The sequence below is a fragment of the Cellulomonas sp. P1_G12_2 genome (assembly GCF_056405535.1).
In genome coordinates this window covers 745,023-766,761 of the sequence record NZ_JBFUBX010000002.1, presented here as the reverse complement: position 1 = coordinate 766,761, position 21,739 = coordinate 745,023, and the positions used below count along the sequence as shown (strand labels likewise).

Annotated in this window: 18 protein-coding genes; 5 read left to right on the top strand and 13 right to left on the bottom strand. The window is 71.4% G+C overall.

Going from position 1 to position 21,739, the window contains the following annotated elements; translation table 11 throughout:
- Window positions 1–78 precede the first annotated feature (78 nt).
- The 3 genes from AC1DXT_RS11680 to AC1DXT_RS11670 all read left to right on the top strand — a co-directional run bounded on the left by AC1DXT_RS11680 (window position 79) and on the right by AC1DXT_RS11670 (window position 3,324).
- A complete protein-coding gene (locus AC1DXT_RS11680; RefSeq protein ID WP_477061479.1) occupies window positions 79–1,377 on the top strand; it encodes an ABC transporter substrate-binding protein in 1,299 nt (432 codons plus the stop codon).
- Between the two features lie 148 nt (window positions 1,378–1,525).
- The gene (locus AC1DXT_RS11675) at window positions 1,526–2,428 is read left to right on the top strand and encodes a carbohydrate ABC transporter permease (protein WP_477061478.1); all 903 of its coding nucleotides are present in this window, start codon (window positions 1,526–1,528) and stop codon (window positions 2,426–2,428) included.
- Window positions 2,428–3,324 carry a carbohydrate ABC transporter permease gene (locus tag AC1DXT_RS11670; RefSeq protein ID WP_477061477.1) on the top strand — a complete coding sequence of 299 codons (897 nt, stop codon included), beginning with the start codon at window positions 2,428–2,430 and terminating at the stop codon, window positions 3,322–3,324. The genes AC1DXT_RS11675 and AC1DXT_RS11670 overlap by 1 nt, the downstream gene beginning before the upstream one ends.
- Window positions 3,325–3,422: 98 nt before the next feature.
- On the opposite strand, the gene AC1DXT_RS11665 is transcribed toward AC1DXT_RS11670, so the two are convergent.
- From AC1DXT_RS11665 to AC1DXT_RS11630, 8 genes are all read right to left on the bottom strand, one after another.
- Complete coding sequence (locus AC1DXT_RS11665) at window positions 3,423–4,016, bottom strand: DUF937 domain-containing protein (protein WP_477061476.1); 594 nt, start codon at window positions 4,014–4,016, stop codon at window positions 3,423–3,425.
- A 159-nt stretch (window positions 4,017–4,175) separates the two neighbouring features.
- On the bottom strand, window positions 4,176–9,968 hold the full coding sequence (pulA, locus tag AC1DXT_RS11660; protein WP_477061475.1) for a pullulanase-type alpha-1,6-glucosidase: 5,793 nt from the start codon (window positions 9,966–9,968) through the stop codon (window positions 4,176–4,178).
- Between the two features lie 118 nt (window positions 9,969–10,086).
- Complete coding sequence (biuH, locus tag AC1DXT_RS11655) at window positions 10,087–10,812, bottom strand: biuret amidohydrolase (protein WP_477061474.1); 726 nt, start codon at window positions 10,810–10,812, stop codon at window positions 10,087–10,089.
- A 15-nt stretch (window positions 10,813–10,827) separates the two neighbouring features.
- Window positions 10,828–11,367, bottom strand: coding sequence for a cysteine hydrolase family protein (locus AC1DXT_RS11650; protein ID WP_477061473.1), 540 nt, complete (start codon window positions 11,365–11,367; stop codon window positions 10,828–10,830).
- Window positions 11,368–11,424: 57 nt separating this feature from the next.
- Window positions 11,425–12,576, bottom strand: a complete 1,152-nt coding sequence (locus AC1DXT_RS11645) for a BMP family ABC transporter substrate-binding protein (RefSeq protein WP_477061472.1) — start codon at window positions 12,574–12,576, stop codon at window positions 11,425–11,427.
- A gap of 37 nt (window positions 12,577–12,613) precedes the next feature.
- Window positions 12,614–13,525 (bottom strand): ABC transporter permease, encoded by a 912-nt coding sequence (locus AC1DXT_RS11640; protein WP_477061471.1) that lies wholly within the window; start codon window positions 13,523–13,525, stop codon window positions 12,614–12,616.
- The gene (locus AC1DXT_RS11635; protein ID WP_477061470.1) at window positions 13,522–14,613 is read right to left on the bottom strand and encodes an ABC transporter permease; all 1,092 of its coding nucleotides are present in this window, start codon (window positions 14,611–14,613) and stop codon (window positions 13,522–13,524) included. Before AC1DXT_RS11635 ends, AC1DXT_RS11640 begins: the two co-directional genes overlap by 4 nt.
- Window positions 14,610–16,121, bottom strand: coding sequence for an ABC transporter ATP-binding protein (locus AC1DXT_RS11630; RefSeq protein WP_477061469.1), 1,512 nt, complete (start codon window positions 16,119–16,121; stop codon window positions 14,610–14,612). The genes AC1DXT_RS11635 and AC1DXT_RS11630 overlap by 4 nt, the downstream gene beginning before the upstream one ends.
- A gap of 154 nt (window positions 16,122–16,275) precedes the next feature.
- On the opposite strand from AC1DXT_RS11630, the gene AC1DXT_RS11625 reads away from it, so the two are divergent.
- Complete coding sequence (locus tag AC1DXT_RS11625) at window positions 16,276–16,905, top strand: alpha/beta fold hydrolase (protein ID WP_477061468.1); 630 nt, start codon at window positions 16,276–16,278, stop codon at window positions 16,903–16,905.
- Here AC1DXT_RS11625 and AC1DXT_RS11620 read toward each other — a convergent pair.
- The 4 genes from AC1DXT_RS11620 to AC1DXT_RS11605 form a co-directional block, all read right to left on the bottom strand.
- Window positions 16,902–17,165 (bottom strand): DUF167 domain-containing protein, encoded by a 264-nt coding sequence (locus AC1DXT_RS11620; protein ID WP_477061467.1) that lies wholly within the window; start codon window positions 17,163–17,165, stop codon window positions 16,902–16,904. The two genes, AC1DXT_RS11625 and AC1DXT_RS11620, sit on opposite strands and share 4 nt — an antisense overlap.
- A 1-nt stretch (window position 17,166) precedes the next feature.
- On the bottom strand, window positions 17,167–17,595 hold the full coding sequence (locus AC1DXT_RS11615; RefSeq protein ID WP_477061466.1) for a hypothetical protein: 429 nt from the start codon (window positions 17,593–17,595) through the stop codon (window positions 17,167–17,169).
- 2 nt (window positions 17,596–17,597) lie between these two features.
- Window positions 17,598–18,587 carry a malate dehydrogenase gene (locus AC1DXT_RS11610; RefSeq protein ID WP_477061465.1) on the bottom strand — a complete coding sequence of 330 codons (990 nt, stop codon included), beginning with the start codon at window positions 18,585–18,587 and terminating at the stop codon, window positions 17,598–17,600.
- Between the two features lie 101 nt (window positions 18,588–18,688).
- Window positions 18,689–19,906 (bottom strand): NADP-dependent isocitrate dehydrogenase, encoded by a 1,218-nt coding sequence (locus tag AC1DXT_RS11605; protein ID WP_421734594.1) that lies wholly within the window; start codon window positions 19,904–19,906, stop codon window positions 18,689–18,691.
- Window positions 19,907–20,177: 271 nt separating this feature from the next.
- Between AC1DXT_RS11605 and AC1DXT_RS11600 the strand changes: the two genes are divergently transcribed.
- Window positions 20,178–21,203, top strand: a complete 1,026-nt coding sequence (locus tag AC1DXT_RS11600) for an MIP family channel protein (protein ID WP_477061464.1) — start codon at window positions 20,178–20,180, stop codon at window positions 21,201–21,203.
- Between the two features lie 65 nt (window positions 21,204–21,268).
- On the opposite strand, the gene AC1DXT_RS11595 is transcribed toward AC1DXT_RS11600, so the two are convergent.
- Window positions 21,269–21,697 (bottom strand): DUF3017 domain-containing protein, encoded by a 429-nt coding sequence (locus AC1DXT_RS11595; RefSeq protein ID WP_477061463.1) that lies wholly within the window; start codon window positions 21,695–21,697, stop codon window positions 21,269–21,271.
- Window positions 21,698–21,739: the final 42 nt, after the last annotated feature.

Below are 21,739 nucleotides of genomic sequence, written 5' to 3'. Positions count from 1 at the left end.
CGAGCACCCCGGGCCGCGGGAACCCCACCCCCGGCCAGCAGCACCCCATACCCACGGCAAAGAAGGCGTAGGAGTCACATGCGTACAGCACGCAAGTTCACCGCCATGGCCGCAGGTCTCGCCGTCGCCAGCCTCGCGCTGGCCGCGTGCAGCACCGGCAGCGGCAGCGATGACGAGACCGGCGGAACCGGCAGCGGCGACGAGGTCGAGGTCTTCACCTGGTGGGCCAGCGGGTCCGAGAAGCTCGGCCTCGACGCCCTCGTCGGCGTGTTCGAGACCCAGAACCCCGACGTCACGTTCGTCAACGGCGCGGTCGCCGGTGGCGCCGGCTCCGCAGCCAAGGACCTGCTCCAGACGCGCCTGCAGGCCAACGACCCGCCGGACACGTTCCAGGCCCACGCGGGCGCGGAGCTGACCGACTACATCAACGCCGGCCAGGTCGAGGACGTCTCGGCCCTGTACGACGAGTTCGGCCTGCGCGACGCGTTCCCGGCCGACCTGGTCGACCGCCTGACCGTCGACGGCAAGATCTACTCGATCCCGTCGAACATCCACCGTGCCAACGTCGTCTGGGCCAACACCCAGCTCCTCACGGACTCGGGCCTCGACCCGGCCGCGACGTACGCCTCGCTCGACGACTGGTTCGTCGCGCTCGACGCCGTCAAGGAGAAGACGGGTCGCACGCCGCTCTCGGTGGCGACCACGTGGACCCAGGTCAACCTGTTCGAGACCATCCTCCTGTCCAGCCTGGGCGCCGACGGCTACAACGGTCTCTGGGACGGGTCGACCGACTGGGCCAGCCCCGAGGTCACCGACGCGCTCACCGACTTCGAGAAGCTCATGAGCTACACGAACGAGGACCGCGACGGTCTCGACTGGCCCGACGCGACGCAGCAGGTCATCGACGGCAACGCCGCGTTCAACGTCATGGGCGACTGGGCCGTGGCCGCGTTCGAGGAGGCCGGCAAGAAGGCTCCCGCCGACTACGTCTACATGCCGGTCCCCGGCACCGACGGCGTCTTCGACTTCCTCGCCGACTCGTTCACGCTTCCCGTCGGGGCCCCGCACCCGGCCGGCGCCAAGGCGTGGCTCAAGACGATCGGGTCGCTCGACGGCCAGGTCGCGTTCAACAAGGCGAAGGGCTCCATCCCGGCCCGCAACGACGCCAAGCCCGAGGACTTCTCGGAGTACCAGCAGTCCGCGATGACGTCCTTCGGTCAGGACACCATCGTCTCCTCGCTGGCGCACGGCGCAGCGGCCCCGGCCGCCTGGGCCAACGCGATCTCGGACGCCACCAGCAAGTTCACCACCGGTGGTGGCGACCTCGCCGGCTTCCAGGCCGACCTGGTCGCGGCCGCCGAGGCGAACGCCGGCTGATCCGGCTCACCGCATGACATGGTCCCGTCCCCGGCCCTGGCGATCCCAGGGCCGGGGCGGGGCCGCGTGCAGCGCCCGCTCGACCCGGGTCGGCTGAACCCGACCGCCCGACCCGTCCGAATGCTCGTCACGACTCCAGGAGGCACGCGTGCCCCGACAGATCCGTAAGTGGGGGCCTCCCCTCCTGCTCATCTCGCCGACATTGATCCTGCTCGGCGTCTTCGTGTACGGCCTCCTCGCGGTGAACGCGAACACGTCGATGCAGGACGTCCACAACGCGGCGCAGGCCAACGGCAAGGCCCCCGTCAGCTTCGTCGGCCTCGAGAACTACATCTCGCTGTTCCAGTCGGACGAGTTCCAGCACTCGCTGCGGAACCTGGTGATCTACACCGTCGTCTTCCTGGTGGGCACCATGTTCTTCGGGTTCGTCTGGGCGTGGCTGCTGGACCGGCCCGTGCGCTTCGAGGGCGTCTTCCGCTCCATCTACCTGTTCCCCATGGCGGTCTCGTTCGTCGCCTCGGGCGTGGTGTGGCGCTGGCTGCTCAACTCCAACCAGGGCGAGAACGCCTCCGGCCTCAACCGGCTGTTCCAGATGATCGGCCTGCCGTTCCTGCAGAACAACTGGTGGAACAACGTCGACGTCGGCATCGCGGCCATCGCGATCCCCGCCATCTGGCAGCTGTCCGGCTACGTCATGGCGCTGTTCCTGGCCGGCTTCCGCGGCATCCCCGAGGAGCTGCGTGAGGCGTCGCAGATCGACGGCGCGAGCAACTGGCAGACGTACCGGCACGTGATCTTCCCGCAGCTGAGCCCCGTCGCCCTGTCCGCCGTGATCATCGTCGGCCACATGTCGCTCAAGGCGTTCGACCTGATCATGTCGATCTCGAAGCCGGCCAACTACCAGACGAAGGTGCCGGCCATCGACATGTACGTGTTCAAGTCGAGCTTCGACTACTCGAACGCCGCAGCCGTCGGCGCGATCCTGCTCGTCATCGTCGCGGTGCTCATCATCCCGTACCTGGTGCACCTCAACCGGACGGAGAAGCACTGATGACCACCGTCACGCCCGCGGAGCTCACCGCTCCCCTCGGCCGCCCGGCCGCACCCGCCGCGGACCTGACCCGCAGCCGGTTCTCGAAGGGACGCACCGCCAAGTACGCGCTGCTCATCTTCTTCACGCTCCTGGTCCTGATCCCGGTCTACGTGCTCATTGTGACCAGCTTCAAGGGACTCGGTGACGCCACCCCGACGCGCGCCTGGAACCTGCCGCAGGTGTGGACCACGGAGAACTGGAGCGCCGCCTGGACGGCCCTGTCGCCGTCGCTGTGGCGCACGTTCCAGATGGTGATCCCGGCCGCGATCATCTCCTCGTTCCTGGGGTCGATGAACGGCTTCGTCCTGGCGCGCTGGCGCTTCCGGGGTGCGGACATCGTCTTCACCCTGATCCTGTTCGGGATGTTCATCCCCTACCAGGCCGTGATGATCCCGCTGCTGCAGCTCATCCTCGGTGCCGGGATCCCCTCGGGCGTCCCGTCGCTGATCATCCTGCACGTCATCTACGGTCTGCCGATCACGACGCTGATCTTCCGCAACTACTACATGTCCATCCCCGAGGAGCTGGTCGAGGCCTCGCGCGTGGACGGTGCGGGGATGCTGCGGACCTACTGGTCGGTGGTGCTGCCGATCTCGGTCCCGAGCTTCGTCGTGGTCCTCATCTGGCAGTTCACCTCGGCGTGGAACGACTTCCTCTTCGCGGTGTTCTTCTCCTCCAGCCAGAACGGCCCGGTCACCCTGGCGCTCAACAACCTGGCCAACGGTGCGCTGCTCACCAACTACGGCATCTCGATGGCGGGCGCCCTGCTCGCGTCGCTGCCCACGCTGCTGGTGTACATCCTGCTCGGGAAGTACTTCATCGGCGGCCTCATGTCCGGGTCCGTCAAGGGCTGACTCCCCCTGGCGTGACCACCCGCCGCGGTCTCCGCAACCCGGCACGCACGTAGGGCCTGCGACCGTCATCGGTCGCGGGCCCTACGTGTGCCTGGAGGTCAGCGCTTGCCGCCCCCGAGCAGGCCACCCAGGATCCCGCCGATGTCGATCCCGCCCGAGGAGCCGCCGCCACCGAGCAGCCCCCCGAGGACGCTGCCGAGCCCGCCGCCCGAGGAGCCTCCGCCACCGAGCACTCCCCCGAGCACGTCACCGAGGCCCCCACCGCCGGCGTCGCCCTGCGCGCCTCCCGACCGACCGGCCAGCTGCTTGGCCAGGAACGCCATGACGATCGGCGCGAGCATCGGGAGCACCTTGGCGATGATGGACTGGTCGGGCGTGCGCGAGTCGGAGCCCAGCGCCGCCACCACCTGGTCCTGGTTCGCGCCGAAGACGTTCCGCACGATCTTGGCGCCGTCGTCGGTGTCCACCTGGTCGAGGTCCACGCCGCCCTCGACGAGCGCCGGGTCCTTGGTGCCGAGCGCGGCCGAGAGGGACGCGGCGCCCGCCGGGTCCTGGGCGTTCGCCTCGATCCCGCCGAGCAGCGCCGGGAGGGCCGCGGCGACGGCGCTCTGGGCGGTCGCGGTGTCCACACCGAGCTTCGCGGCGAGCTGGTCGATCGGGATCGACGCTGTCAGGTCGTCGAGGGCTGCCACGACTGCCTCCTCCGTGAGGGCCGAGCCGGCGTGGTCGCAGGCTGCCGGGCCGCGCGTGCGGCACCCGCACACGACCTCACCGTAGGGGGCGGTCCCGCGGGTCCGCACGACGACGGGGCAGGACCGGTGCCGGCCCTGCCCCGTCGTCACCTCAGGAGGTCACCGCCCCCACGGCCACCAGCCGTGGCCGTGGCCCGCCTTCTCCACGAGCACCGCGACCGTGCGCGGCGGGACGGTCACCGTGCCGGTGGCCTTGTCCCACGTGGTCGCCTTGACCACCGGGTCGCTGCCCGAGGCCTGCACCGGCGACAGCGCCAGCCGGTGCCCGGCCAGGTCGGCGACGGTCTGCGTCGTCGCCTCGTCGGACCCGTTGACGACCACCAGGACGCCGTCCAGCGCGCGGTCCACGTCCGTGGCCCAGCGCCGCGTCGCCGAGTCCCAGCGGGGCTCGTCGGCGATGGCCATGACCACCACGCCCGGGTCGGCGTCCGGGCCGGAGCCCGGGAAGCTGACCTTCTGCTCGATGAGGTCGGCCGAGCCGAGCCGGAACAGCGGCGTGGAGAACCGGAGCCGCAGCAGGTCGTCCGCGGCCTTCGACGCCGTCGCGATGTCGGCCGGCGACGGCTTGAGCGCCGGGTCGGCCAGCAGCGGCCGCTGGATGGGCCACTTCGCGGAGTTGTCGGCCGCCGGGGGCAGACCGCGGCCGAAGCCGTTGTCCTGGCCGGACAGGTCGAGCAGGTTGAACCAGTCGCCGGAGTTGTAGCTGTTCCGGTCGAGCGACTTGCTCCGCAGCAGGTCGGCGCCCGCGTGCCAGAACGAGGGCGTCTGGGCCAGGGCCGTCGTCGCCAGCGAGACGGTGTTCATGCGCACGCGGTCCGCCATGGGGGTGTCCGTGGGCAGCTTGTACGTGAGCGAGTCCCACAGCGTCTCGTTGTCGTGCGCGTCGACGTAGGTGATGACCTCCTCCGGGGAGTCGGCGTACCCGGCCGGCTGGCCGTTGTAGTCGAGCTCCGCGCCCGTCTGGACCGTGCCCGCGCTGGTGAGGAACGCGTAGTCGCGCAGGTTGCCGGCCATCCCGAGACGGACCAGGTCGGCGTCGTGCGCGGCCCGGGCCAGCTGGTCGGCCTCCGAGCCGTTGATCGCGTCACCGTTGGGGTCGGTGCCGCCGCCGGAGCCGAAGCCCTGGATGCGCGGGTTCTCGTCGAACGGTCCCCCACCCCGGACGGCGTCGCGCAGGCGGTCGGAGAAGGTGCCGATGCCCGTGCCGCCCAGCTGACCCTGCGTGGCCTGCGTGAACAGGGCGTTGTTCGCCACCTCGCCGAAGTTCCAGCCCTCTCCGTACAGGTAGACCTTCTTCCCGTCGACACCGTCCTTCCGCGGGGTGAGCTCGTCGAGCGCGCTCCGGACGGCCTCCATGTTCTCCACCGAGTGGTGGCCCATGAGGTCGAACCGGAACCCGTCGACCTTGTAGTCACGGGCCCAGGTCACCACGGAGTCGACCATGGCCTTCTGCGCCATCTGGTGCTCGGTCGCGATGTTCTGGCAGCAGGTGGACGTCTCGACGGTGCCGGTCTTGCTGAGCCGCTGGTAGTAGCCGGGCACCACGCGGTCGAGCACGGACTGCGGCGACTGACCGCTGGCCGTCGTGTGGTTGAACACCTGGTCGAGCACCACCTGCAGGCCGTCGGCGTGCAGCGCCCCGACCATGGTGCGGAATTCGGCGACGCGCGCGCCGCCGTCGGCGTTCACCGCGTACGACCCCTCGGGCGTCGTCCAGTGCAGCGGGTCGTAGCCCCAGTTGAAGCCGTCGGCGTCGGCCACAGCAGTCACGCAGGCCTGCTGCTGGTCGGAGTCCGGTGCGTACGACGCGAGGTCGCAGTCCGGGGTCTTCTGCAGCGCCTTGTCCTCCTGGATCGACGCGATGTCGAACGTCGGCAGGAGGTGGATCGTCGTGAGGCCCGCCTTCTCGAGCTCACGCAGGTGCGTGCGCCCGGCGCCGTCGGTGGCGAACGCGAGGTACGTGCCGCGCTTGGCCGCCGGGACCGTCTCGTCGTTGATCGAGAAGTCCCGCACGTGCAGCTCGTAGATCGTCTGGTCCACGGGCCGCACCACCGGCTGCTTCGCCTTCTCCCACTGGCGCGGGCGGAAGTCCTGGTCGGCCAGGTCCACCAGCACCGAGTGCGTCGAGTTGAGGGTGAGCGCCACCGAGTAGGGGTCGGTCACGCGGTTGACCTCGACCTTGTCGGTCGTCGGCGCGTAGACCGTGACCTCCCAGAGGTACCGCGCACCGGCCCAGGACTTCTTGCCTGCCACGGTCCACGTGCCGTCGGCCTGACGCGTGGCGGCCACGCGCTGCTCGGTCGACGAGGTCCCGGGCCAGACCAGCAGGTCGACCTTCTGCGCCGTCGGTGCCCAGACGGCCAGCGACGGGACGCCCTTCTTCCAGGTGGCGCCGAGGGTCCGCTCCTGGGCGTCGCCGGCGTAGACGTCGTCGAGCACACCCGGGATCTGCACCCCGGTCGCCGCCTGGTAGGTGCCGTCGGACGCCGCCTGGGTGACCAGGAGCGCGCCGCGCAGCAGGTCGGCCGTCGGGGCGTCGTCGGGCAGGTGCAGCGCCACGTACCCGGTGGCCAGCGCCGGGAACCGCGCGCGCTGCGCCGCCGTGAGCCCGGCCGGGTCGTAGGTCAGCGGGACGGGGTTGCCGTCGTCGCCGACCAGCACGCCGTCCTGGACCTTCAACCCGCCGGTGGGCGAGGCGTGCAGCGCGAAGGTGCTCGCCGTGGGGTCGGTGGCCCACGCGGCGGGCCACGCGATCGTGTCGCGGTCGATCCAGTGCGCCTGCGCCTGCCCGGTGCCGGGCAGCGGCGGGTCGGTGACCGTGATGGTCAGGAGGTGCGTGGCCAGCACGTAGGAGAACGTGACGGGCTTGCCGCCCGGCGCCGAGAACGGGATGTTCCCCCCGGTCGGCGAACCGCCGGCGCCGTAGCTCTCGTCCCAGCTGAGGTTGTGCGCCACCTTGGCCTCGTACGAGCCGGCCGGGAGGTCCGACTCGACATACGTGAACGTCCCGTCACCGTCAAGGTCCTGCAGCCAGGTCGTCATGCACCACGGCGCCCAGTCCTCGTCGCAGCCAACCTCGCTGTTGAACGAACCCGGCACCGTGAGGATGGGGCCCTGCGCGGTGGACGAGAAGTAGTGCGTCGTCTCGTCGTAGTAGAACGTCACCGGTCCGGCCGTCGTGACGCTGTACGTCACGTTCGCGCCGCCCGCCACGCCGCCGGCGCCGTAGTTCTCGTCCCAGGAGCCGTTGATGGCGACCTTGTACTCGTAGGTGCCGACCGGCAGGTCGAACGTGCCGGACCAGACGCCGTCCGCGCGCTTGGTCAGCTGGTCCACCTCGCAGGCGGGCTCCCAGTCACCGGCGCAGCCCATCTCGCTGTTGTGGCTCCCGGGCACGGACACCGACGTCGGGCTCACGGGGCCCGTGTCGGGGACCACGCCGTCGATGGCGACGCCGACGCTCGCGTAGGTGGACGCGGCGGACTTGTTCCCGGCGGCGTCCACGGTGACCGCGCGGTACTCGACCACGGCGCCGTCGGGCAGACCGGAGACCGTGTGGAACACCCGCGGCGACGTCGTCTCCGAGGTGCCCAAGGAGGTCCACGCGTCGTCGCCGAGGACCCGGTAAGCGAAGGACGTCTGGCTCCAGACGTCGTCGGCCACGTCAGCGCCGACGGCGGCCTGTCCCGTCAACCCGGCGCCCGCGGTGGGGACGGTGAGCGTGATGGGTCCCGCCGCGGCCGGTGCGGCGACGGTCGTCCCGGCCTTGAGCACGATCGCGCCCAGGGCGGGGATCGTCACCGAGACCGTGCCGTCGGCGGCGGCCGTCACGCTCGTCGACGTCCCGTACAGCGGCGCGAACGTCGCGCCCGGCGTCAGGGTGTCGATGGTCACCGTGGTCGGCGCGGTGCCGTTGTTCGTCGCGACGAGGTGCTCGATCTTCTCGTCGGCGTCGACCCGGGAGAACGCGTAGACCGCTCCGGAGGCGTACCGCTCGATCTGGGCGCCGTCCTGCAGGGCCGGGTGGGCGGACCGCAGGGCGCCCAGCTCGGCGATGTGGTCGTACAGCGCCGTGTCGGTGCCGTACCGGTCCACCGAGCCGACGGTCGTGCCGTCGAGCAGGGTCTGGTTGGCGTACTCGGTCACCTGCGTGGCGAACAGCGACTGCCGCGCGTCCTTGTCCCCGCCCGTGCCGACGCCCGCGAAGCCCTGCTCGTCGCCGTAGTACACGACCGGCTGGCCGCGCGTCAGGTACATGAGCGAGTGCGCCAGCTCGGAGCGCTGCTCCGGGTTGTCCGCGCTCTTCACGAAGTACCCGATGCGGCCCATGTCGTGGTTGCCCAGGAACGTGGGCAGTGCCTGCGCGTTCGTCGTCGGGGTCGTGTACATGTCGTCGCCCGCGTAGAGCGCCTTCAGGCCGCCCGCCGAGAAGCCCTTCGCGTAGTTGGCGGCAGCCGACTGGAACGTGAAGTCGAGGACCGCGTTCATGTCGCTGTCGCGCAGGTACGGGGACAGCTTGGCGGGGTCGGCGTCGTAGACCTCGCCGAACATGAAGAAGTCGGGGTTGCCGACCGAGGTCGCGTGGTCCCGCACCGCCGTCGCGAACTTCTCCCAGAACTCGAAGTTGACGTGCTTGGCGGTGTCGATGCGGAAGCCGTCGACGCCCAGGTCGACCCAGTCGTTGTAGACGTCGATGAAGCCGTTCACGACCGTGGGGTTCTCGGTCATGAGGTCGTCCAGGCCGGAGAAGTCGCCGTACGTCGTCGACTCCCCGGTGTAGGTCGAGTTCCCGCGGTTGTGGTAGAGCGTCGGGTCGTTCAGCCAGGCGGGAACCTTGACGTTCTCGTCCTCGGGCTTGATCACCGGCGTGTACGGGAAGCTCGTCGCGGCGTTCATCGTCGGGAAGGTGTCGGTGCCTGCGTAGGTCGCGGGGTCGAACTCCGTGCCTGCCGCGTCGGTGTACGGGCTGGTGGCCTGGTCGATATAGCCGTACTGGCCCTCGGTGTAGTCGATGACGTCGGCCGTGTGGTTGGTGATGATGTCGAAGTAGACCTTGATGCCGCGCGTGTGGGCGTCGGCGATCAGTGCCTCGAGCTCGGCGTTGGTGCCCAGGTGCGGGTCGATCTGCGTGAAGTCGGTGATCCAGTACCCGTGGTACCCGGCCGAGGCGTCCGCGCCCGTGCCCTGGACCGGACGGTTCTTGAACGACGGGGTCAGCCAGATGGCCGTGGTGCCCAGGCCCTCGATGTAGTCGAGCTTGCTGTGCAGGCCGGCCAGGTCGCCGCCCTCGTAGAAGCCCTTGTCGGTGGGGTCGAACCCGGTGGCCAGCCGGTCGCCCGTGAGCCCGCCGGTGTCGTTCGCGTCGTCGCCGTCGGCGAACCGGTCCGTCATGACGAAGTAGAACTGCTGGTTCGCACCGGGGTCGCGCACGGGGGTCGCGACGAGGGCGTCGTCCGCCGGCGTGTAGCCCGCACCCAGGTCGAGCGGGGTCAGCGCGATGCGGTGCGTGGTGTCGTCGTAGGTGAACCGCAGCGTCGACGGACCCTCGATGACCAGCGGGATGTTGTCGGCACCGCCGTTCTTGCCGTACGCCTCGTCCCAGGTGTCGTTGATCGCGACCTTGTACTCGTACGCTCCGGCCGGGACCGTGAAGTCCGCGGAGTAGACCCCCTCCGTGGCGGTGAGGGCAAGGTCCGTGGTGTTGCAGTCGGGCTGCCAGTCCCCCGGGCAACCGAGCTCGCTCTGCAGGCTGCCGACGAGGGCGACCGTGCGGTCGGCGGCTGCGGCGGGGCTTCCTACCGCGGCGACGAGCCCGACGCCGACGACCGCGAGGGCGGTCAGCGCGGCGAAGGCTCGAGACAGGGGGCGGACGGGGGCGTCGGCGGGCGACATGGCGACTCCTTCGTCTCCCCGCACGTCGATGTGCGAGGCAGGTGTCGCCGACCGTATCCGCTTGCAGCAACTTGCAGCAAGAGATTCGGGCGATTCCGCAGTCTTCGGATGGTTCGGACTAGACGGTCACCGGGTTCGCCAGTGCGGCCAGCAGGGCCGCCGAGTCCGCGACCGCGCCGAACACGCCGCCCTGCATCGTCACCATCTTCAGCGCGGCCAGGTAGTTGCCGTAGTCCGTGGCGCCCGTGCAGTCGGACAGGAGCAGGCACTCGTACCCGCGGTCGTTGGCGTCGCGCATGGTGGTGTGCACGCAGACGTCGGTGGTGATGCCCGTGAGGATGATGTGCGTGATCCCCCGGTTGCGCAGGATCAGGTCGAGGTCCGTCGCGTAGAACGAGCCCTTCCCCGGCTTGTCGATGACCACCTCGCCGGGCAGGGGCGCCACCTCGGGGACGATCTCCCACCCGGGCTCGCCGCGGGTGAGGATCCGGCCGCACGGCCCCAGGTCCCCGATGCCGGCGTCGATCCGCCGCGAGCGCCACAGCTTGTTCGCGGGCAGGTCGGACAGGTCGGGACGGTGTCCCTCCCGGGTGTGGATGATATGGAAGCCCAGCTCGCGTGCCACCTCGAGCATCGCCGCCGTGGGCGCCAGCCCTGCCCGGGTCAGCTCCAGGTCGTAGCCCATCGCGGCGACGTATCCCCCGGGGCCGCAGAAGTCCTGCTGCCAGTCGATGTTGAGCACGGCCGTGGTCTCGGCGGAGAACGTGCCGTCGTAGGGCCAGGCGTAGGGGTCGGCGACGACGGGTCCGTACGCCACCGTCGTCGTCGTGAGCTGGTCGGTCATCGTGGTCTCCTCGGGTCAGCGCAGGGCGGGCTGGGGTGCGAGTGCTTCGACGACCTCGGTGGAGTACCCCACCGCGCCGAAGATCCCGCCGGACATCTCGATGCTGGAGATCGACGCGGCCACCAGGGACGGGTCGATCGGCACGCAGGCGTCGACGACGAGCAGGCACTCGTAGCCGCGGTCGTTCGCGTCCCGCAGGGTCGAGTGCACGCAGGTCTCCAGGCCGACGCCGACGACGACCAGCCGCCGGGTGCGGCCGGTGCGCAGGACCAGGTCGAGGTCGCTGGCGTAGAAGCCGTCGACCCCGCCGGCCTGCATCTCCAGGTCCGCCGTGAGCCCGTGCGGGTGAGGGCCCGCCGCCGGGTCCGGAGCCGGCGCCGTCGTGCGGACGACGATCACCCTGCCCCCCGCGGCCTGCACCGCCGAGGCGAGGGGCCCCACGGGCGCGGCGAGCTCGCAGTCCCCCGCCGGCAGGACGACGAGCAGCGCCGTGCGGGTGCCGTCGAGGTCGCCGTCGAACGGCCAGGGGTACGGCGTGGTGCCGGTGACGTGCATGGTGTCTCCTCGGGTGGGAGCCCGGGGCCGGCTCGCACGAACCGGCCCCGGGGAGGATCAGGAGACGGTGCCGGTGACGCCCTGGACGAAGTAGTCCATCTGCTCGATGGTCTCGATCGGCGGGGTCTGGCCGTCCGGGACCTTCACGGTCCCGTCCTGCGCGGTGATCGGGCCGGTGAACGGGCTGCCGCCGGCCTCGAGCTCCTCCGCCGCCGCCGCGATGAGGGCCTTGGTCTCGTCGGACACGCTCGGGCCGAACGCGGAGGCGACGAACGGGTTCTCGCCGCTGGCCATGTTCGCGCGGTAGTTGCCGTTGTACTCGCTGCCGGTGAAGCCGCCGTCGATCGCCGTCTGCACGATGTCCGTGTACAGCGGGCCCCAGTTCCACTCGGACCCGGTGAGCCAGCCCGTGGGCGCCAGCGACGACGCGTCCGCGTGGTAGCCGACCGTGAAGGCGCCGGCGGCCTCGGTCGCCTCGATGATCGTCTTGGTGCAGTCCTGGTGCTGCGTCATCACGTCCACACCGGAGCTGAGCAGCGACGCCACACGGTCGGCCTGCGTGGCCGGGTCGCACCAGCTCGTCGTCGACACCGCGGTGACGTCGACGTCCGGCCGCACCGACTGCGCACCGAGCGTGAACGCGTTGATGTTGGCCAGGGTCTGCGGGATCGGGATGGCGTAGATGTAGCCCAGCTTCCCGGTCTGCGTCGCGGCCCCCGCGGCGATGCCCGCCAGGTAGACCGGCTCGAACACGCTGCCGAAGTAGGTCCCCATGTTCGCGGGCACCGGGTCGAGCAGCCCGCCCTGGTGGACCACGACGACCTCGGGGTGGGCGTCGGCCACCTGCTTGGCCGCGTCCAGGTGGCCGTAGCTGGTGGCGAAGATGATGGTCGCCCCCTGCGCGACCATGCTCTCCATCGTCGTGGCGGCCGTGTCGTCCTCGGGGATGTTGTACGCCTCGAGGACCTCGATGTCGGGGAACTCCCCACGCAGCGCCTCGACGCCCTGGGAGACCGCCTGGTTGTAGCCGAAGTCGTCCTTCGGCCCGACGGCGATGACTCCGACCTTCGTGGCGTCCGCCCCGGGTGCGGAGTCGCCGGCCGGAGCGGAACCGTCGCCCTCCGGGGTGCTGACGGCGGGGCTGCACGCGGCGAGGACCGCGACCACCGCCGCGACGAGACACACGCGTGCTGTTCGGGTGAGGCGCATGGTGATCCTTCCGAGGACGGGACAGGGATGGCGGGGGTCAGGTGGTGCGGCTGTTGTCGAACACCTTGAGCAGCTCGTCCGGGGCGGCCAGCATCGTGCGGCGGCCCAGGATCGCCAGGACGACGAGGGTGAGGACGAACGGCACGGCGTTCAGCGCGAACTGGTTGACGGCGATGCCGGAGGTCTGCAGGACGGAGGCCAGCGACAGCGCAGCGCCGAACAGGTACGCGCCGGCCATGATGCGGACCGGGTTCCACATCGCGAAGATCACCAGGGCCACGGCGATGAACCCCCGACCGGCGATCATGTTCTCGAACCAGCTGTTGGCGTAGGCGATGGAGATGTGCGCGCCGCCGATCCCCGCCAGAGCCCCACCCGCGACCGTCGCGCAGTACCGCACGGCCTGGACGGAGTACCCGTTCACCTCCAGCGCCTCCGACCGCTCGCCCGCCGTGCGCACCAGCAGTCCGACGCGCGTGCGGAACAGCACCCACCAGATGACCGGCGCCGCGACGTAGGCGACGTAGACCAGCGGGTCGTGGTCGAACAGGATCGGGCCGAGCCCGGGGATCTCGCTCAGCCCCGGCACGGGGACGGGCGTGAACGCGTTGATCTGGCGGCTGACGTAGGAGACCCCGAACAGGGACGTGACGCCGAGTGCCAGGAAGTAGAGGGTGAGCCCGCTGGCGAACTGGTTGGCCCGCCGGCTGACCACGAGGACCGCGTGCACCAGGCTGAGCAGGGCGCCCGCGAGCGCGCCGCCCAGGACGCCGAGCCACGGGTTCCCCGTCTCCGCCGTCACCGCGTACCCGCCGAGGGCACCCAGCAGCATCGCGCCCTCGGTGCCCAGGTTGATGACGCCGCCCCGCTCGGAGATCGTCTCCCCGAGGCCCGCGTACATGATGGACGTGCCGCCGCGCACTGCCCCGGCCAGGATGTCGATGATCACGAGCGCACCTTCCGCGGGCCGGTCCAGCCGAGGACGGCCAGCAGGACGAGCCCCATGAGGATGTTGACGCTCGCCGCCGGCAGGCCCGAGCCGATCTGGAGGCTGTTGCCGGAGACCGCGATCGCGGCCAGCACCAGCGACGCGAGCAGCAGCGGCAGGGGCTTGTGCCGAGACAGCCAGCTGGCCAGGAACGCCACGTAGCCGATGGTCAGGCCGAACGTCGGCCGGAGCTTGTACTCCATCCCCGCGAACTGGATGAACCCGGCGAGCCCGGCCAGCGCACCGCCGAGGAGCAGCGCGGTGAGCAGCAGCGTGACCACCGGCAGGCCCGCGCGGCGGGCGGCCTCGGCGTTGCCGCCGACCACCGAGAGCCGGAAGCCCCACGTGGTGCGGGTCAGCGCGAACCACACGGCCCCCGCGGCGACCACCGCGAGCGCCACCCCGACGTGGATCGCGGTCCCGGCGAACACCGGGAGCTTCATCGCGTCGTTGAGCTCCACGCTCGTGGACTGCCCGAGGGCTGCCGGGTCCTTCCAGGGACCGAGGATGAGGAAGAGCATCGAGTAGAGCGCCACGTAGTTGAGGAGAAGGGTGGTGACTGCCTCATTGACCTTGACGACGAGGCGCATGGCGGCGGCGATGCCGGCCCAGGCCGCGCCCGCAGCCATCGCGGCCACGATCATCAGCAGCATGATCAGCCACGGCGACGCGACCGGCGTGAGCCAGAGCGCGACACCCGCCGCGGCGACGCCCCCGATGATCAGCTGACCCTCGCCGCCCACGTTCACCAGCCCCGCGCGCGCCGGCACGACGACCGCGAGGCCCGCGAGCGCGATGGGCGCCGCGCGCAGCACGATCTGCTGGAACTGCCCGGGCTGCGTCAGGGTCGACGTCCAGATGTCGGCGTACACCGCGAACGGGTCCGCGCCGTTGGCCAGCACGAACGCCCCGAAGACCACGAGGCCGGCGATCAGGGCTCCGACCCAGCGCAGGAGCGCGGTTCCGCGGGGCCACACGCGACGGGTGGCGTCGGCAGCCGGCGCGGCCGCGGCGGACGCGGGGGCCTCCTTCGCCACCTCCTGGCTCATGCGACACCTCCGAGCATCAGTCGTCCGAGGGACATCCGGTCGGCGTCGGCCGTGTCGACGACCCCGACCACGTGCCCGTCGTGCATCACGGCGATCCGGTCGGCGACGGCGATGAGCTCGTCCAGGTCCTCCGAGACCATGAGCACACCGGCCCCGCGGGCCCGGTGCTCGAGCAGCAGCTCCTGCGTCCGGCGGGTGTTCGCGACGTCGAGGCCGCGGCTCGGGTAGGCCGCGACCACGAGGGCGGCGTCCTGACCGAGCTCGCGGGTGAGCAGGACCCGCTGGATGTTCCCCCCGGACAGCGACGAGAGCGTGCGCCTGGTGGGCGCCATGTGCAGACCGACGCGCTCGTCCAGCACCGCGGTGCGCGCACCGACGGCCGGCCAGTCGACGCCGAGCCCGCGTCGGGGCACCGCCCGGCCGTCGAGCACCATGTGCTCCAGCACCGTCAGCCCCGGCACCACCGAGTCCGCGACCGGGTCCTCCGGCACCGCGACCGCGGCTCCGTCCCCGACGTCGACCGACCCCGACGTGACCGGCCGGAGCCCGAGCGCGACCTCGCACAGCTCCTTCTGGCCGCTCCCCGCGACCCCGGCCACGCCGACCAGCTCGCCGGGGTAGACGTCGAGGTCCACGCCCTTGAGCGCCACGTGCCCGCGGTCGCCCAGCGCCGTGGCGCCCGCCAGCGTGAGCACCGGGTGGTCCCGCGGCGGCACCGCGGCACGCTCCACCGCGAGCGGCGGCACCCGCCGGCCGACCATCGCCTCGACCAGCTCGGCGTCGGAGAAGTTGCCGGGGTCCTCCGCGTTGAGGATCACCTGCCCACCGCGCAGCACGGTCACCTGGTCGGCGATCGCGCGCACCTCCCCCAGCTTGTGCGTCACGAGGACGACGCCCAGGCCTCGGTCGCGCAGCTGCGCCACGACGCCGAACAGGGCCTCGACCTCCTGCGGCGCGAGCACGCTCGTCGGCTCGTCGAGGATGACCAGCCGAGCACCGGTCATGAGGACCTTGAGGATCTCCGCGCGCTGCCGCTCGCCGATGGACAGGTGGCGGACCTGCGCGGACGGGTCGACCGCCAGCCCGTACGCCTCCGACGCCTCGGTGATGCGGGCAGCCAGCTGCGTGAGGCGCAGCCTCGGGCCCTCCGGGAGCGCGAGCGCGATGTTCTCGGCGACCGTGAGCGCGGGCACCAGTCGCAGGTCCTGGAACACCATGCCGATGCCGAGGGTGCGCGCGTCGGCCGGGCTGCCCGGTGCCACGGGGGCGCCGTCGACGAACATCCGTCCCTCGTCGGGCGTGTAGACGCCGTAGATCATCTTGAGCAACGTGCTCTTGCCGGCGCCGTTCTCGCCGATCAGCCCGTGCACCGTGCCGGGCAGGACCGTGAGGTCGACGTCCCAGTTGGCCTGCACCTCACCGAAGCGCTTGGACAGGCTGCGCACCTCGAGGAGCGCGGCCGGCTTGCCGACCCGGCCGCGTGCGCGGGCGACGGCGTCGGTGGTCATGGTCGGCTCGGCCGAGCAGCAGTATCCACAGCGGTATCCGCTCGTGTATCCATGCGGGGAGACTAGGAGCGTGATGTTTCGGACATTCGCGGCACACGTAACGCTTGCGTGTCCGGAGGGCGMCGGCCTTCCACCGTCCACCTACGCTCTCGCCATGCCCCGGACCCGCGTGCTCCTCGTGCACGGCGCAGCGACGACGGCACGGGTCTGGGACCCGGTGGCCGACCTCCTGCGCGCCGACGGGCTCGACGTCGTCGCCCCCGACCGCGCGAGCAGCGGCGACCTCGCCGTCGAGCTCGCCGCCCTGGCCGACGACGCCGCGGGCGCCGTCGTGGTCGGTGTCAGCGGGGGCGCCACCCTCGGGCTCGCGCTCGCGGCGTCCGACCGGGTGCTCGCGGCAGCGGTCCTGCACGAGCCGGCGGTCGGCTCCCTGGTCCCGGGCCTGCTGGACCACGTCGTCGCCGGGTACGCAGCCGGAGGTGTGCCCGGGTTCGGGGCGGCGCTCTACGGACCGTCCTGGGACCGGTCGATGGCGCCGACCGACCCGGGATCCGTCGGCCGCGACCTCGCGATGTTCCGGCGGTTCGAGCCCGCCGCTCCGAGCCCCGGGCAGGGGCGCGTCCTGGTCACCGTCGGCGAGCTCTCCCCGCCCGCGCGGCACCAGGCGGCGTGGGCGCTGCACGACCGGCTCGGCGTGGAGGTGCGGATCCTGCCCGCGACGGGGCACTTCGTCCAGCACGACAACCCGGGGGCGCTGGTCGAGGCGATCCGGTCCGTCCTCTAGCCCCGGAGCTCGGCAAGCCGCCCGGCGATCTCCGCCTCGTCGGCGTCGACCTCCACCAGCTTGTCGCGGCTGGTCGCCCCCGACACCAGCCGGACCTGCCGCGGCCGCACGCCGAGCGCCTTGGCGAGGGCGTCGAGCGCGGCCTGCGTGGCGGCGCCGTCGACCGCTCGGGCGCTCACGGCGACCACCAGCCGGTCGGCGTGCGTGCCGCCGACCTTCGTGCGGGACGCGCCGGGCCGGACCCGGATGGCGACCCGCACGTCAGGCGCGCGGCGGCGCGACGAGCCGCCCCGGTGCACGGCGGGCACGCGCGAACAGCACGATGCCGACGACGGCGACGACCACCCCGACCAGGACGAACGGCCACGGGTTCGCCTGCGCGATGCACTCCGACGCCCCGGTCACGCCACCGGTGCAGAACTCACCGGGGCCGAACCGGTTGAGCCAGCCGATCGCCAGGGGCAGGGCTCCGAGCCCGGTGACGATCCCGAGCTGGGCGGGTCGGGGACCCTGGCGCACGACGAGCACACCGACGACGAGCAGCAGGCCGAGCGCCCCGAACAGGCCGACGGTCCCGACCACGCGGCCGAGCCCGAAGCCGACCCCGATCCCGGAGCCCAGCAGCACCCAGCCGAGGAACGCCCCCCAGCCCGTGCCCGGGCGTGCGACAGCGACCTCCTCGGCCCACACGGTCAGAGAAGACCCAGCGCCTGCACCGCGTCGCGCTCCTCGACCAGCTCCGCGACGGACGCGTCGATCCGGCCGCGGGAGAACTCGTCGACGTCGAGGCCCTGCACGATCCGCCAGCTTCCGCCCTCGGACGTGACGGGGAACGACGAGATCAGCCCCTCGGGCACCCCGTACGAGCCGTCGGAGACGATGCCTGCCGAGGTCCAGTCGCCCGCGGGCGTGCCGTGCACCCAGGTGTGCACGTGGTCGATGGCCGCGTTCGCCGCGGACGCCGCCGACGAGGCGCCGCGCGCCTCGATGATCGCCGCGCCCCGCTTGGCCACGGTCGGGATGAACGTGTCGCGCACCCAGGCGTCGTCGCCGACGACCTCGAGCGCGGGGCGGCCAGCGACGGTCGCGTGCGAGAGGTCGGGGTACTGCGTGGCGGAGTGGTTGCCCCAGATGGTCAGGCGCGCGATGTCCGCGACCTTCGCGCCGGTCTTCGTCGCCAGCTGCGAGACCGCACGGTTGTGGTCGAGGCGCGTCATCGCGGTGAACCGCTCCCTCGGGACGTCCGGCGCGTGGGACGCCGCGATGAACGCGTTGGTGTTGGCCGGGTTGCCGACGACCAGCACCCGGACGTCGTCGGCGGCGCCGGCGTTGATCGCCTCGCCCTGGGGCTTGAAGATGCCCCCGTTGGCGGAGAGCAGGTCGCCGCGCTCCATCCCGGCCGTGCGGGGCCGCGCGCCGACGAGCAGGGCCACGTTGACGCCGTCGAACGCGGCCATGGCGTCGTCGTAGATCTCGACGCTGTCCAGCGTGGTGAACGCGCAGTCGTCCAGCTCCATCGCGGTGCCCTCGGCGGCCTTGACCGCCTGGGGGATCTCCAGCAGGCGCAGCCGGACGGGGGTGTCGGGGCCGAGCAGCTGGCCGGACGCGATGCGGAAGAGCAGCGCGTAGCCGATCTGGCCGGCGGCTCCGGTGACGGTCACGGTGACGGGCGAGCTGGCCACGGAACGGGCTCCTTCGATCGGCGACGGCGGCGCCCTCACGCTACCCCGCAGACGACGGACGGCGCCCACCCGAAGGTGGACGCCGTCCGTGTTGTGCGAGGTCAGGCGAGCTTGGCCGCCAGGTTGGCGTCGAGCGTCGCGAGGAACTCCTCGGTGGTCTGCCACGCCTGGTCCGGGCCCACCAGCGACGCGAGGTCCTTGGTCATCGCGCCCGACTCGACGGTCTCGACGACGACCTGCTCGAGCGTCTCCGCGAACTGCGTGACCTCGGGCGTGCTGTCCAGCTTGCCGCGGTGCTTCAGGCCACCGGTCCAGGCGTAGATCGACGCGATCGGGTTGGTCGACGTCGGCTTGCCGGCCTGGTGCTGGCGGTAGTGGCGCGTCACGGTGCCGTGCGCGGCCTCCGCCTCGACGGTCTTGCCGTCGGGCGTCATGAGCACGGACGTCATCAGCCCGAGCGAGCCGAAGCCCTGCGCGACCGTGTCCGACTGCACGTCGCCGTCGTAGTTCTTGCACGCCCAGACGTAGCCGCCCTCCCACTTCATGGCCGCGGCGACCATGTCGTCGATGAGGCGGTGCTCGTAGGTGAGCCCGGCGGCGGCGAAGTCCGCCGCGTACTCGGCGTCGAACACCTCCTGGAAGATGTCCTTGAACGAGCCGTCGTAGGCCTTGAGGATCGTGTTCTTCGTCGACAGGTACACCGGGTAGCCGCGCTGCAGGCCGTAGGCGAACGAGGCGCGCGCGAAGTCGCGGATCGAGTCGTTGAAGTTGTACATGCCCATGGCGACGCCGCCGCCCTCGGGGTACGTGACGACCGTCTGGTGGATCGGCTCCGACCCGTCGGCGGGCGTGAACGTCATGGTCAGCGAGCCGGCGCCGGGGACCTTGAAGTTGGTCGCGCGGTACTGGTCCCCGAAGGCGTGACGGCCGATGATGATCGGCTTGTTCCAGCCCGGCACCAGGCGCGGGATGTTGCTGATGATGATCGGCTCGCGGAAGACGACGCCACCGAGGATGTTGCGGATGGTGCCGTTGGGCGACACCCACATCTTCTTCAGGCCGAACTCCTCGACGCGGGCCTCGTCGGGCGTGATCGTGGCGCACTTGACGCCGACGCCGTGCTCCTTGATCGCGTTCGCCGCGTCCACGGTCACCTGGTCGTCGGTGGCGTCGCGGTTCTGGATCGACAGGTCGTAGTAGCGCAGGTCGATGTCGAGGTACGGGTGGATCAGGCGGTCCTTGATGAACTGCCAGATGATGCGCGTCATCTCGTCGCCGTCGAGCTCGACGACCGGGCCGACAACCTTGATCTTCGCCATGCGGGAATCTCCTGTGCTGGGGACGGGTGGGGGCACGGCACGATGGAGCGTCTGCCGGCGCGGGTCCGCGGACAAGATTACTCGACGTCGAGAGATCTGCGTGGGTCGCCTGCGGGCGGCGTTTGTCGTGACCGGACTGCGCGGGCCTGGCATGCTGGCCCCCATCAGGGGAGCGACGCCGAGCGCCGCGTCGTCACGGCCGCACAGCCGGGCGTGGCAGTCTCCCCGCGCACCAGCTCTTCCACCGACGGTTACTCACGACAGGATCGACATGTCACAGGACAACCCCGACAAGGCCGCCACCCCGGAGCCCGACACCACCGCGGCCGAGGGCGCCCCCGCGCCCGAGGAGACGACCGCAGCCGCCGCGGCCGAGGAGGTCGCCGAGCAGGCGACGGTCGCGCCGGAGGAGAAGGACGAGGACGTCGTCGTCGAGGAGCTCGACGCGTACGTGGTGCCCGCCGGCACCGTCGTCGTCACCGGCCCGGGCCTGGTCTCGCGCCTCGGCGCCGAGGCGTTCGGCACCTTCGCGCTCGTGCTCGTCGGTCTCGGCATCGCCCTCTACTCCGGCCTGAGCCAGGTCGACGGGCTCGCCGTGGCGCTCGGCTTCGGCATCGCGGTGCTCGCCGCGATCATCGCGGTCGGCCACGTCTCCGGTGGCCACTTCAACCCGGCCGTGACGCTCGGCGCCGCCATCGGCGGCCGCACGCCGTGGAAGGACGTCCTGCCCTACTGGCTCGCCCAGCTGGTCGGTGGCATCCTCGCGGCCGCGATCCTGTTCATCACCATCCCGTCGAAGCTCCCCAGCGCCATCACGCAGAACCCCGAGGACACGGCGAAGACGTTCTTCACCAACGTCGCCAACGGCTTCGGCGAGCACTCGCCGCTGGCGACCGCCTCGCAGGGCACGGTGGAGTTCTCGCTGATCATCGGTCTGCTCGTCGAGATCGTCGTGACGGCCGTGTTCGTCGGCGTCATCCTGGGCGCGACGGACCGTCGGTCCRCGAACGTCCAGGCGCCCTTCGCGATCGGTCTGTCGCTGGCCGTCCTGATCCTCGTCGCGATGCCGGTGACCAACGCGTCGCTCAACCCGGCCCGCTCGACGGCGGCGGCGATCTTCTCCGAGAGCTGGGCGCTCGGCCAGCTCTGGCTGTTCTGGGTGGCCCCGCTGGTCGGTGCCGCGCTCGCCGGCCTGATCTACCGCGCATTCGCCGCGGAGCCGGTCGAGGACAACCTGCTCGAGGAGGACGACGCGTACGTGACCACGGACGACGTCCTGGTGGTCTCGGAGCGCTGAGCCCCACCCGCACGACCGGACGCCCGGTGCCCTCGTGGTGCCGGGCGTCCGTGCGTCCCTGCTGGTCAGCGGGGAAGGATCTGCGCGAGCAGCGCGATGCCCACGCCGAACAGGGCGAGCACGGCCACGTCGATCGCCTTCGCCCGCACCGTGAGCGCCACGGGACCCGGTGAGGGCAGCACGGCCCGGACGACCGCGCCGACGAGCGCCACGCCGGCGAGCACCAGCGCGCCTGCCCGGGTGCCGACCACGAGGGCCACCACGGTGGCGACGACGATGCCGGAGCTGGTCCACCACAACGACACGTTCCGGGCGGCGTCGAGCGACGCGCGCGCGATGGCGCGCGGGTCGAGCGGGGCCTCCTCGACGGGGATGGGCCCGGTCGACGGCGGGTCGACGGGCCGCACGTCCTGCACGGGCTTCTCGACGCGCTCCGGCGTTCCGGCGCCGGGGTGAGCAGGAGCCGCTCGATGCACCCCGGCTCCCCCGCTCATGCGCTCCTTCACCATCTCGCTCGTGCCTCCCGACGGGAGACT